The sequence below is a fragment of the Bifidobacterium sp. POST2/T3 (B1) genome (genome assembly GCF_058197115.1).
This window is the reverse complement of record NZ_JBVPQK010000057.1, coordinates 1-12,504: the sequence shown is the minus strand read 5'-3', so window position 1 is coordinate 12,504 and position 12,504 is coordinate 1. Positions and strand designations below refer to the sequence as shown.

Here is a 12,504-nt window from a genome sequence, read left to right as displayed (position 1 = left end):
GACAAGGGCGATGTCTACACGCAGCTGAAGATCGACGAGGTCTCCAACCTGGGTGCTGCCAAGATCCGTCTGCGCTCTCTGAAGGCCGCCATGGACGAACGCCACCAGCGGGATCTGAACCAGGAGGACAGCGAAGACCAGAAGGAAGTCCCAGCCAAGGAGCAGGCGCCTGCCAAGGTCGCGGCTAAGGATAATGTCATGGTCGAGAATGTTGATCCATCGACTGACATGGTTCAGTCGGAGGTACAGGCGAAGAAATCATCCGACTCTCAAGATTCGCAAGACCTTGCCAGCCATATTGAAGCAGTGGATGCGGATGCGACTGACAAGCCGAAATCGGACGGATTCCGGTCTACCAATGCACAGAAAATCAACCTATCCCAGCGCAAGGCCGACATTGCGGCTATGGCCCGGTTTGTGGCTCTGCACGACAAGAGCGATCAAGGTTTAATAGGCCTCCACCCCATGGGCATCAGACCCATCCGTGAGACCATGGCATCGCGGCAGAAGGAACAGGAAGCCGACAACCCGGGCAGAGATGTTCAGGCAAGCGGGGCCGCAGCCAAGCCGACCCTGTCCAAGTATGCCACCGAGCATCGTTTCACCAAGGAGATGGGGCACAAATTCACAGTAGTAGCGCCGCAGATGTCTCCGGTACACTTCTCCCTCCTGGAGGCGGTCTTCTCCAGTGCCGACTACCACTTCGAGCTCCTGAAGCATGCCACGGCCGAAGACATCAACACCGGGGTCAAGTACGTCAACAATGATGCCTGCTTCCCGGCCATCATCGTGGTGGGGCAGCTGGTCAACGCCTTCCTGTCCGGCCGGTTCGACCCGCACAAGTGCGCAGTCATCGTCACTCAGACCGGCGGCATGTGCAGGGCTACCAACTACTATGGCCTTTTGCGCAAGGCCATGGCTGATGCGGGCTATGGCTACGTCCCGATCATTACACTGAGTGTTCAGGGATTCCGGGCCAACCCTGGTCTTCAGGTAACCCCAGCCCTGCTGCACCGCGCCGTCAAGGCCTTCTACCTGGGCGATGCCATGATCGAGTGCCTGCTCAGGGTCCGTCCCTACGAGCAGGAGCCTGGATCAGCCAATAGGCTCTACAAGCTCTGGGACACGATCTGCAAGGAGACCATCGAGCACCACGGGTACTCCAAGACTGCCAAGAAGGTCTATGGTCACGGCTATCTGCCCTATGGGACTCTGATGAAGCGGATGATCCGGGCCTTCGACCAGTTGCCGTTGCGCAATATCCCCCGCAAGCCCCGGGTGGGCGTTGTCGGGGAGATTCTGGTCAAGTACCATCCCGATGCCAACAACCACGTGGTCGACCTGATCGAGAGCCAGGGTTGCGAGGCCGTGCTTCCCGGTGTCTGCGACTTCATGGTCAACGGCATCTCCAACGCCGAATGGAACGAGGAAATGCTGGGCACCGGCGGCCAGGTGGGCGTTAAGAAGATCGTCCTCAAGGCTGCAGATGTCTACCGTGCTCCCATGATCGCCGGCTTCAAGGCATCCAAGGGGAAGTTCGACATTCCCGCCCACATCAGCGATCTGAGGGAGAAGGCCGCCTCGGTCACCTCCCTGGGTGTTCAGGCCGGAGAGGGTTGGCTCCTGACCGGTGAGATCATCGAACTGATTCAGTCCGGCGCGCCCAACATCGTCTGCGCACAGCCCTTCGCCTGCCTTCCCAACCACGTGACCGGGCGTGGCATGTTCGGCAAGATCCGCAGGACCTACCCCGAGGCCAACATCGTCTCGATCGACTACGATCCCGGCGCCTCTGAGGCCAACCAGCTCAACAGGATCAAGCTGATGATCGCCGCTGCCAAGAAGCCGGGCGACCAGCAAAAGCTCAGCCAGGACCACAAGGCGGCCCTTGAATCCCGGCCTGCGGAATCGACCGGCCTGGATGCTGGGCAGGCAGCACCTGTCCAGGACGGGGAGAAGGTTCTGGAGAGCCTGTAGCCACCATGACGGGGCCGGAGTTCGAAGCTAATGCGCCGGCCTCGGAATTGATGAACCACGAGGATCAAGGAAAGAGGGGGGTTACCATGACCAGCCGCGAGGAGATCAAGGCTCTGCTGGACACCGACCAGATCTACATTGCCGATACACCCGAAATGAAGCAGGTCCAGGACGCCCAGCAGGATCTGGTCTTCGACTTCAACGCCTGCCGTCCCAGCCAGGTGGAGAAGAAGCAGGACCTCTGCAAGAAGATGTTCGGCTCATTCGGCCAAGGCAGCTGGATTGAGGGGCCGATACGGGCCAACTGGGCCTGCAACACCTACTGGGGGAGCAAATGCTACGCCAACTTCAACCTGGTTCTGGTCGACGACGGCCGCATTGACATAGGCGACCACACCATGTTCGGGCCCAACGTCACCATTGTGACCACCGGGCACACCATTCGCCCCGATATACGAGCCTATGGAACGCCTCAGTTCACGGTTCCGGTCAGCATCGGCAGGAATGTGTGGATCGGAGCAGGTGCCATCGTCATGCCGGGAGTGACCATCGGCGACAACACAGTCGTCGGGGCAGGGTCCCTGGTCACCAAGGACATTCCCTCCGACGTGGTCGCCTACGGCCACCCCTGCAAGGTCATCCGTCCGATCAATGACCACGATTATGAATACTTCTGGAGGGATCGGCGGTATCAGGCGCCTTATGATGCCAGGCCTTTCAGGATGGATTAGTCGGGCCGGTTGGTGCCCGGCATCACTTTGTCGGCTTGACTCCTGCGGGCGTGGTTTTGATCAGCAATATCCATCCCAGAGCGGGGAGGGGAAGATCAGCGCCTTGAACCGGCTCCATTCCCGGACGTAGTCGATTTTCGGCTCACGCAGCAGTCGTATCTGTATGCCGTCCATCACTTCCAGGCTCATCCTCACCTTGCTTGGCATCTCTGTCGCCCATCCTATGCCATCAGGAAGCAGCCAGGGGAATTTGGAATAGTGCTCCCAGACCTCTGTCGGCCTGCGGATGAAGTAATCATGCAAGGGATGGTTGGTGGAGATGGCCTCGGTTTCCAGGACCGTATATAGCTGGGTGAGTTCGGGCCGCCCCGCGTTGTGGGCGACCAGATAGTCAAAATAGGCCGGAAGATGGGGATGATCGGGGTCGGACCCGGGCAGTCCTGTCTGTACGAATTCCTCCGGGGTGCCATTGACGTCATAAATGTCCGTGACCAGGAGGGAGAGCAGTCCTTCCTTGCTGCCCACATAATGGAGGACGCCCGGCTGTGACATCCCCACCATGTCAGCGACATCTTTGAGCGATATGCCGTTGTATCCATGTTGGCTGATGAGATGGGCGGCGGCATGTGTGATTTCCGCCCGTCTCACCTCGGGTGACTTTCTGGTTCGGCTCGCCATTGTCTGGTCTTGCGGCTCCTTTTCGCTGTCCTTGAAGGCCTGGGTGCTGCCGGTCGTTTGATACTCATGGTACATGGTGGCCGGATTCATAACAGTGACGCCCGTAGGCTCGACAGGGTCTCGACTCGGTAGGGTATTGGACAAGTAAGTCCTTGTCGTTCGCGAATCCGTACTGGGTCATTGATTTGACAAATATATCGAATGCCTGTTAGATATATAATTATCTAATGGGTGGTAGATATGGTTGTCCGCCACACATTGGACGTGTCAGAGAAGACTAGTTGAAAGAGGTCGACACTATGAGCGACTCAACAACCCCTGCATCGGACGATTCTGAACTTCTGCAGGCGCATAAGGCTGCCCTTGCTGCAGCGCAGAGTGATCCACTATTATCGCCTGAGACTGGTAGACCGGTTCCTAAGAAGACCCTGTTTCGGTTTGGTGCGAGCTTCCTGGCTTTCGGCATTCTGTGGATGTCGGGCTTGGGAATCGTCAGCGTCGTGTTGCTTCCCGAACATCTCAAGCTGGTCCCCGGCATCGCTCCCGAGGCGTTGATGGGCATAGTCAATGCTTGCACGGCCGTGGCTTCACTGGTCTCCAATCTGCTCTTCGGCAACTTCTCAGATCGCAGCCGCTCCCGGTACGGGCGTCGAACTCCATGGATTCTAGGTGGTGCAGTCCTTGGTGGTGTAACCCTGTTCCTGACGGGCATGACCACCAACCCCGTTCTGCTGACTATTGTGTATTGCCTCTGCATGTTCGGACTGAACTGCATGATCGCCCCTATGGTGGCCATTCTGTCCGATCGTGTGCCATCCGGTGTGCGCGGGACCCTGTCCGCCTTCTATGGAGCAGGCTCTACTATCGGTTCGCCCATCGGCTCTTTGATCGGCGCGGCCCTGGTGACCCATATGTTCACTGGCTTCGTTCTAGCCGGCGTACTCATGTTCCTGGGTGGTGTCGTAGCCATTCTTATCATGCCTAGGGAAGGTTCGGCTGCATACCTGCCCAAGGATGAGGGCACCCTTATGGATGTGCTCAAGTCTTTCCAGCCTCCGCGCTTCCATGGGGCACACGACTTCTATAAGGCTTTCGCCGGAAGGCTCTGCATGCTGTTGAGCTATCAGATGATCTCCGCATATCAGCTCTACATCATCGAAAAGTATGTGGGCCAAACCGTAACCCAGGCTGCTGCAACCATTTCGGTCATGTCAGTCATCACCATGGTGGTTTCCCTGCTGGGTTCGCTGGTCTCCGGACCTGTCTCCGACCTGATCGGGCGGCGTAAGGTGCCAGTGGTCGTCGCCTCAGTTATGTTTGCCATCGGCATCGCCATGCCCTGGATCAGCCCCACGGTCATGGGCATGTATCTGTACGCCGGCATCGCCGGGTTCGGTTACGGGGTCTATTCGTCCGTCGACCAGGCGCTCAACGTCGATGTCCTGCCCAGCAAGGAGGAGGCCGGCAAGGATCTTGGCATCCTGAACCTGGCCACCACACTGGGGCAAATGGCCGGTCCTCTGGTCATGTCCTTCATCACTCTGAACTGGGGTTATGCGGCGGCTTTCCCCACGGCCATTGTTTTTGCCCTGTTGGGATGCGTCTTTATCCTGATGATCAGAAACGTCAAGTGATCCTGGCCTCTACGGTCATACAGGGAAAATATGCAAAGGAGCAGAAGATCCATGAATAGGAATGCAGGACCGATTTGGGTTGCAACCACTCGGCAGCAGGCCATGCAGGAGCAGCACTTGGCTGCCTCCGCCATGGAGACGTCAGCTGATCTGGAATGTACCGGTGCCAAAAAGCAGACTCTGCGAGGGTTTGGCGGCTGCTTCAATGAGTTGGGGTGGCTGCCCTTGCAAGAGCTGGGGGAGGAGAAACGTGAGGGGATCATCCGTGAGCTCTTCAGCCCGGACGAGCTGAATCTGACCTTCAACAGGACTCCGGTGGGTGCCAATGACTTCGCTGCAAGTTGGTACAGCTACGACGAAACCGACGGTGACTATGATCTGAAGCATTTCAGCGTTGACCACGACGAGCAGACCCTGATTCCGTATATCCGCCAGGCCCAGAAGTATCAACCGGATATGGGACTGTTCGCCAGCCCCTGGAGTCCGCCAACCTGGATGAAACGACCCAAGGTCTACAATTTCGGGCGAATCGACATGAGCGAGCGCAACCTATCTGCTTATGCCCGTTATCTTCTGCGGTATGTGCGCGAATATGACCGCCGCGGAATCCACATCGACCAGCTGCATGTGCAGAACGAGGTCTTTGCGGATCAGAAGTTCCCCTCCTGTCTTTGGTCCAGCGAGGACATGCGCATCTTCATCCGTGAATATCTGGGTCCCCTCTTCGCCAAAGAGGCACCGGATACGGCCATCTTTCTGGGGACCCTCAATGGGCCTGAGGATATGAAATTCGGTCCCGAAGGCATGATCCTGGAGAACTACAACCGCTACGTGGACAACATCCTCTTCGACGAGGACTGCCGCAGGTACATTGCCGGGATCGGCTATCAGTGGGCCGGCCAGCATGTCATCGAGCGCACTCACCAGTCCTGGCCTGAGATTGAGTTGGAGCAGACCGAGTCCGAATGCGGCATGGGCGGCAACACCTGGGAATACGCCGAATACGTTTTCTCGCTGGTGAACCGGTATCTGCGGGCTGGAGCCACTTGCTACACATACTGGAACATGGTCTTGGGGCAGGGCATATCCACCTGGGGCTGGCGGCAGAATTCCCTCTTCTCTATCGACACCACCACTGGCCAGGTCAAGCGGAATCCCGAGTATTATGTCATGCGTCATTACTCGCACTATGTGCGCCCGGGTGCTCGCCTGCTGGATACTCGCGGTCATTTCAGCTCTATGGCCACAGCCTTCGAAAATCCGGATGGATCGGTCGTTGTCGTGGTCCAGAACGCCCTGGACCGCGCCATGCCTTTCTCCTTCTCCGGACCGGGAGAAGATGGTAAAGGGAGCCAAGGCTTCCGGGCAACCTTGGAGCCGCGATCCTTCAACACCTTCGTCCTATGAATTAAGTCTCGTAGATTAAGATTGGAGTTCATCATGTCAGACAACGCGGTCCGTACCAAGGACCACTCAGCTTCGCCAGGCAGTACGCGCCTTCCCGACAGGTTCATCTTCGGGTGCGCCTACTACGACGAATACATGCCTTATGAGCGGGTGGACAAGGATATGTCCATGATGAAGTCCGCTGGCATCACCACCATTCGTATCGCCGAATCCACCTGGAGCACTCTGGAACCCCAGCCCGGCGTATTCGACTTCAGCCATGTGGACCGGGTGCTGGAAGCGGCTGGACGCTTCGGCATTCAGGTCATCGTGGGCACGCCCACCTATGCCGTCCCCGCCTGGCTGGCCGCCATGCATCCGGATGTTCTGGCGGACACTCCCAAGGGCCACAACCGGTATGGCGCTCGCCAGATCATGGACATTGTCAACCCCTCCTACCGGTACTATGGCGAGCGCGTCATCCGCAAGCTAATAAGCCATGTGGCCGATAACTCTCAGGTGATCGGCTACCAGGTCGACAACGAGACCAAATACTACGACTGCGTATCGCCCGACATGCAGCGGCTCTTCGTCAAGGATCTACGACGGCGCTTTGACGATGATCTGGATCGTCTCAATGCTGCCTTCGGCTTGGACTACTGGTCCAACAGAATTGACTCCTGGGAGGACTTTCCCGATCTGACCGGGACCATCAATGCATCCCTGGGTTCGGCCTTTGACCGCTTCCGCCGAAGCCAGGTCAGCCACTACCTGGCCTGGCAAGCTGGCATCGTGCGCGAATATGCTCGCGAGGACCAGTTCGTCACCCACAACTTCGATTTCGACTGGGGTCCAGGCTGGTCATATGGCCTTCAGCCAGCTGTCGATCATTTCGAAGCGGCCGAATGCCTGGATGTGGCCGGTGTGGACATCTACCATCCTACTGAGGATGACCTGACCGGCAAGGAGATCGCCTTCGGCGGGGACATGACCCGCAGCCTGAAGGGTGGTGCCAACTATCTGGTTCTGGAAACCGATGCCCAGGGGCAGAACGGCTGGCTTCCCTATCCGGGCCAGCTGCGGCTTCAGGCGTACAGCCATCTGGCCTCGGGGGCTGACGGGGTCATGTACTGGCACTGGCATTCCATCCACAATTCCTTTGAGACCTACTGGAAGGGTCTGCTTTCGCAGGATATGGAACCCAACCCAACCTATGAGGAGGCCGGCCAGTTCGGCAGGCAGATAGCGCAAAAGGGTGTGGGGGAGCGCCTGACCAACCTCCAAAAGCGCAACAAGGTCGCCATCATGGTGGGCAACGACTCCCTGACCGCCCTGGACTGGTTCTCCCTGGAGACCGGCTTCCCCCGTCAGCAGGGGCAGATCTCGTACAACGATGTGGTCAGACGGGTCTACGATGCCCTCTTCGAGCTCAACATCGAGTGTGATTTCATCAGCGACAAGGCTGACCAGTCCCAACTGGACTCTTACGCAATGGTCGTGATTCCAGCCTTGTACAGCACCAATGAAGATACGCTGAAGGCCTTGGCTGATTACGTTCATCAGGGAGGTCACTTGGTGGCCACGCTGCGCTCCTTTGTGGCGGACGAGAATCTCAAGGTCTGGCACGACAAGGCGCCGCATCTGCTGACCGACGTGTTCGGCGTCGATTACAACCAGTTCACCCGTCCCGGCAATAATCTGAGCTTGGATTTGCATGGGGCCGACCAGGCCGGACCGGCCTGCCAGGGGCTGATTGAGCTGCTGAATGCGCGCCCCGGCACTCAGGTCCTGGCCTCCTATGACCATCCAGTCTGGGGGCGGTATGCGGCTGTGACCCGTCATGATTACGGCAACGGCATTGCTGAGTGGATCGGCACTCTACCCTCGGCTGAGGGCATGCGGATGCTGCTTTCGGATGCGGCGGATGCGGCTGGCTTGAGCGGTCCTGCCCGAGACCTGGCTGGCTTGGTCACCGTGCGGGAGGGCATCAACGCCCTGGGAGAGCAGGTCGCCTACCTGCTCAATTATTCATTCAAGAAGGTCGAGCTGGACGCGCCCTACGGGGGGCATCTGCTGGTAGCTGACGGGCAGGCTGATCCTCAGGCGCATGTGGACCAGGGCCAGCCGATGATCATTGGACCCTGGGACCTGGCAATCATCGTTCGATAGACCGGCTTTAGTCTGATCTGCTTCAGGCTGACCGGACGCAAATATATGAGTGGATTTAGTGCTTAGCAAGAAAGGAAGGTGCCCAGATGGCATCAAGGAAGTTGACAGAGGACTTGCCCTACCGCAATCCCGACCTGAGCGTGGATGAGCGGGTGGCCGACCTGGTGGGCCGGATGACCCGTGAGGAGAAGGTGGGCCAGATGACGCAGCTTGATGCCCGCTCGGGAGTGGACAAGGAGGTGGTGGATCAGCACGCCGGATCCCTGCTGCATGTCTCTCCGCAGAACATGATCAAGGCTGACAAGGCCGTTCATCGCACCCGTCTGGGCATTCCTCTGCTGATCGGCGATGACTGCATCCACGGCCATTCCTTCTTCCGCGGGGCCACCATTTTTCCCGAGCAACTGGGTATGGCGGCCTCCTTCGACCCTGAACTGGTTCAGCGGATGGGGCGGGCCACAGCCCAGGAGGTCGCCACAACAGGCGTCCACTGGACCTTCTCCCCGGTGCTTTGTATCGCCAGGGACACCCGCTGGGGCCGGGTGGATGAGACCTTCGGCGAGGACCCCTTCCTGATCGGCGAGATGGCCTCGGCCATGGTGCGCGGCTATCAGGGCGGATCAGCCATGACCGGAACCCTGCCCAAGGACGCTGTGCTGGCCACGGCCAAGCACTTCGCCGGCTACTCCGAGACCCAGGGCGGGCGCGACGCCTCCGAGGCAGACCTTTCGCACCGCAAGCTGCTCTCCTGGTTCCTGCCGCCTTTCGAGCGGCTGGCCAAGGAGGGTGTGGCCACCTTCATGCTGGGATACGAATCCATCGACGGGGTACCGGTTACAATCAACAACTGGCTGCTCAACGACGTGCTTCGCGGACAGTGGGGCTACCAGGGCACCCTGATCACCGACTGGGACAACGTGGGCCGGATGGTCTGGGAGCAGAAGGTGCAGCCCGACTACACCAGGGCCGCCGCAGCCGCCGTCAAGGCTGGCAACGACCTGATCATGACAACGCCCGGTTTCTACCAGGGAGCCTTGGATGCACTGGATGCCGGGCTTCTGCACGAGGAGGACCTTGACCGGGCGGTCAAGCACATCCTGGCCCTGAAATTCCGCATGGGGCTCTTCGAGGATCCGCGCCTGCCCGATCCTGAAGCCCAGAAGGTGGTCATCAACTCACCGGAGCACCAGGAGCTCAATCTTCAGGTGGCCCAGGAGTCGGCGGTTCTTTTGAAGAACGACGGCATTCTGCCCTTGTTCGGTGGGGTGGGTGTTGATGGCCGTTCTAGTGATGATTCAGTGCATAGCATCGCCTTAGTGGGTCCGTTGATCGACGATGCCCAGAACCAGCTCGGGGACTGGGCCGGCGGATCCGGTCAGTGCGATTGGATCAAGGACCAGCCGCGGGAGATGATCTCGACCGTGGCCGACGGCCTGCGTCAGGAGCTGCCTGAAAACTGGCAGCTTAGCTGCGAGCAGGGCGTGGACGTGGTTCGTCTGGTTGACGACCCAGCGGGTCCACTCTTCCCCGACGGCCAGCCCAGGCCCAAGGTGGCGGCCCCGGCTAGGATCGATCAGAGCCGCTTCGACAGGGCCGTAGACCTGGCCGAGCAAAGCGATCTGGTGGTGGCCGTAGTCGGCGACGTGATTCAACTGGTGGGCGAGGGCCGTTCGACCGCCACACTGGAGCTCTACGGTCCTCAGCGCGATCTGCTGGATGCCCTGGCACAGACGGGCAAGCCCATGGTCATCGTGCTCATGTCCTCCAAGCCGCTGATCCTGCCGCCGTCCACACAGTCGGCCAAGGCTCTGATCTGGCAGCCCGATCCGGGCATGCAGGGCGGTCGTGCCCTGGCCAGGATTCTCACCGGCAAGGTTGAGCCCACAGGCAGACTGCCCATCACCTTCCCCAGGCATGCCGGGCAGCTGCCGGTCTACTACAACCAGATCCGGGGCCAGCATGGATACCGCTATGCCGATCTGACCCAGGATCCGGCCTTCGCCTTCGGTCAGGGCAAGGGCTACACCACCTTTGCATATGGAAAGCCACAGGTCGATGGGCCGGATACCGTTGGACCCGAGGATACGGTTAGGGTGACTGTGGACCTGACCAACACCGGCCAGCGGCCAGGCACAGAGGTGGTCCAGGCCTATATCAGCGACCTGGTGACCTCAGTCAGCTGGGCTGACCGCGAGCTCAAGGCCTTCCAAAGGATTCAGCTGGATCCAGGGCAGACCCGGAAGGTGGTTTTCGATCTGCCGGTGTCCGAGTGGACCCTGGTCGATACCGACTGCAACCGCAGGGTCGAGACCGGTCAGTTCCAGGTGCTGGTGGGGTCATCCTCGCGCAGGGAGGATCTGCAGGCTGTGACGGTGACCGTGGGTTGACCGCCATCCGGTAGCGGAACTCCTCGCGTGTTGGTTGCCCAGAGGCCTCGCCCGCTCCTACCATGACAGCATGAGGAAAAGCGTAGGCGCTGGGTATGCGCACCTGTTGACGGTCCCCAATCCGCGGCATGTGACCAGCCTGGTCGACTACTTCACACGTGGATCCAAGCCGCGGTCCCAGTGGCGTTTCGGCATTGAGATCGAGCATCTGCCGGTCCGTAACGACGGGTCCGATGCCCCGGTTCCCTATGAGGGGGAGCGGGGCATCGAGGCCTTGCTGTTGGCCTTGGAGCCCTGCTATGACGGTGATAAGGAATACCGGGAGGACGGTCACCTGGTAGGACTGAGCAGGCCGGGCTGCGCGGTCTCCCTGGAGCCCGGGAGCCAGGTGGAGTGCTCCCTGGGCGTGGTGCGGAACAGTCGTGAATTCGAAGACCTCTACCGTCGCTTCCGTACCGAGGTCGACCCCATTGCCGAGCGGTTGGGGTTCCGCCTGGTCGAATACGGGTACCGTCCAGCTGGGTCCTACGCAGATGTGGGCGTCAATCCCAAGGAACGCTACGCGGTCATGAACACCTACCTGGGTCGCATAGGCCAGTGCGGACCCATGATGATGCGCAGCACTGCCTCTACCCAGATCAGCATCGACTATCAGGATGAGGACGATGCCATCGCCAAGATTCGTCTGGGCACGGCTATCGGGCCTATTTTGGCCTACCTCTTCCGCAACACTCCAATCTTTGAGGGGAAGCTCAACCATATGCCCCTGAGGCGTCAGCGGATCTGGGATTGGCTCGACACCCAGCGCACAGGACTGATTCCTGGGTTATTCGAGGATGGCTTTGGCTGGGAAGACTATGCCGTGGATATGCTCTCCACCCCGCTCATGGTGGCCGATGTCTCCTACACCCCGGAGGTGGAAGGGCCGCAGGGGCAGCAGGTCTTCATAGCCTGGCATGAAAACGCCGGGGAGATTTATCCGGATCGGCGGCTCAATGATGCCGAGATAGCGCACATCCTGACCACGCACTTCAATGATGTCCGTCTGAAGAACTACATCGAGCTCAGACACTGGGATTCCTTGCCCATGAAACGTGCCAGCCGACTTCTTGATGTCGTCGGCGGTATCTTCTACGACTCGGATCGATTTGCCAGACTTCTCAGGCTCTTGGACGGGGTGAGCGAGGAGGATGTGCTTGCAGTCAAGGCCGACCTGCAGGTCCGTGGCGGCCAGGCCAGCCCCTATGGCCGTTCCCTGGACTTCTGGCGGCAGGCCCTAGGTGCCGATGACACTCTGGAGAACTTGCCGGGCGATCCACGCCATCCCGATCTCTTGCAGTCCTGACGACTGTTTCGTTATGCGAACGGGCGAGACCAGTTTCCTGAGGATGGTATAATCTGTTCACCAATGGGCATTGATCCGTTATCAGCGGGGAGCCCTCGGAAGAACGGGATCGCATGCGGTGGTCCTCAGTAGAACCGACGGGTGGGCCCGCACAGCCCAGTTCAAGCGGTCCGGCGCGGGTCATTGGCCGGGCAAGC

Annotated in this window: 7 protein-coding genes and 1 pseudogene; 7 read left to right on the top strand and 1 reads right to left on the bottom strand. The window is 59.4% G+C overall.

Annotated features, from left to right (window positions below):
* Window positions 1–1,977 (top strand): annotated as a pseudogene (locus tag AC0AP0_RS04420) (acyl-CoA dehydratase activase-related protein); the annotation flags it as partial.
* An 86-nt stretch (window positions 1,978–2,063) separates the two neighbouring features.
* On the top strand, window positions 2,064–2,708 hold the full coding sequence (locus AC0AP0_RS04415; RefSeq protein ID WP_445342413.1) for a sugar O-acetyltransferase: 645 nt from the start codon (window positions 2,064–2,066) through the stop codon (window positions 2,706–2,708).
* Window positions 2,709–2,768: 60 nt separating this feature from the next.
* On the opposite strand, the gene AC0AP0_RS04410 is transcribed toward AC0AP0_RS04415, so the two are convergent.
* Complete coding sequence (locus AC0AP0_RS04410; protein ID WP_445342786.1) at window positions 2,769–3,386, bottom strand: TetR/AcrR family transcriptional regulator; 618 nt, start codon at window positions 3,384–3,386, stop codon at window positions 2,769–2,771.
* Between the two features lie 299 nt (window positions 3,387–3,685).
* Here AC0AP0_RS04410 and AC0AP0_RS04405 point away from each other — a divergent pair, with 299 nt between their 5' ends.
* The 5 genes from AC0AP0_RS04405 to AC0AP0_RS04385 all read left to right on the top strand — a co-directional run bounded on the left by AC0AP0_RS04405 (window position 3,686) and on the right by AC0AP0_RS04385 (window position 12,307).
* Window positions 3,686–5,020, top strand: coding sequence for an MFS transporter (locus AC0AP0_RS04405; protein WP_463318726.1), 1,335 nt, complete (start codon window positions 3,686–3,688; stop codon window positions 5,018–5,020).
* Window positions 5,021–5,071: 51 nt separating this feature from the next.
* Window positions 5,072–6,427, top strand: a complete 1,356-nt coding sequence (locus AC0AP0_RS04400) for a glycoside hydrolase family 30 protein (protein ID WP_490429494.1) — start codon at window positions 5,072–5,074, stop codon at window positions 6,425–6,427.
* A 33-nt stretch (window positions 6,428–6,460) separates the two neighbouring features.
* Window positions 6,461–8,575 (top strand): beta-galactosidase, encoded by a 2,115-nt coding sequence (locus tag AC0AP0_RS04395; protein WP_490429493.1) that lies wholly within the window; start codon window positions 6,461–6,463, stop codon window positions 8,573–8,575.
* A gap of 86 nt (window positions 8,576–8,661) precedes the next feature.
* Window positions 8,662–10,962 carry a glycoside hydrolase family 3 N-terminal domain-containing protein gene (locus AC0AP0_RS04390; RefSeq protein WP_490429492.1) on the top strand — a complete coding sequence of 767 codons (2,301 nt, stop codon included), beginning with the start codon at window positions 8,662–8,664 and terminating at the stop codon, window positions 10,960–10,962.
* Window positions 10,963–11,032: 70 nt separating this feature from the next.
* Window positions 11,033–12,307, top strand: a complete 1,275-nt coding sequence (locus AC0AP0_RS04385) for a glutamate-cysteine ligase family protein (protein WP_490429491.1) — start codon at window positions 11,033–11,035, stop codon at window positions 12,305–12,307.
* Window positions 12,308–12,504: the final 197 nt, after the last annotated feature.

Excerpts from the sequence above, each read along its gene's own strand:
- AC0AP0_RS04415 (WP_445342413.1), top strand. The coding sequence starts at position 2,064 with ATGACCAGCCGCGAGGAGATCAAGGCTCTGCTGGACACCGACCAGATC.
- AC0AP0_RS04410 (WP_445342786.1), bottom strand. The coding sequence starts at position 3,386 with ATGGCGAGCCGAACCAGAAAGTCACCCGAGGTGAGACGGGCGGAAATC.
- AC0AP0_RS04405 (WP_463318726.1), top strand. The coding sequence starts at position 3,686 with ATGAGCGACTCAACAACCCCTGCATCGGACGATTCTGAACTTCTGCAG.
- AC0AP0_RS04400 (WP_490429494.1), top strand. The coding sequence starts at position 5,072 with ATGAATAGGAATGCAGGACCGATTTGGGTTGCAACCACTCGGCAGCAG.
- AC0AP0_RS04395 (WP_490429493.1), top strand. The coding sequence starts at position 6,461 with ATGTCAGACAACGCGGTCCGTACCAAGGACCACTCAGCTTCGCCAGGC.
- AC0AP0_RS04390 (WP_490429492.1), top strand. The coding sequence starts at position 8,662 with ATGGCATCAAGGAAGTTGACAGAGGACTTGCCCTACCGCAATCCCGAC.
- AC0AP0_RS04385 (WP_490429491.1), top strand. The coding sequence starts at position 11,033 with ATGAGGAAAAGCGTAGGCGCTGGGTATGCGCACCTGTTGACGGTCCCC.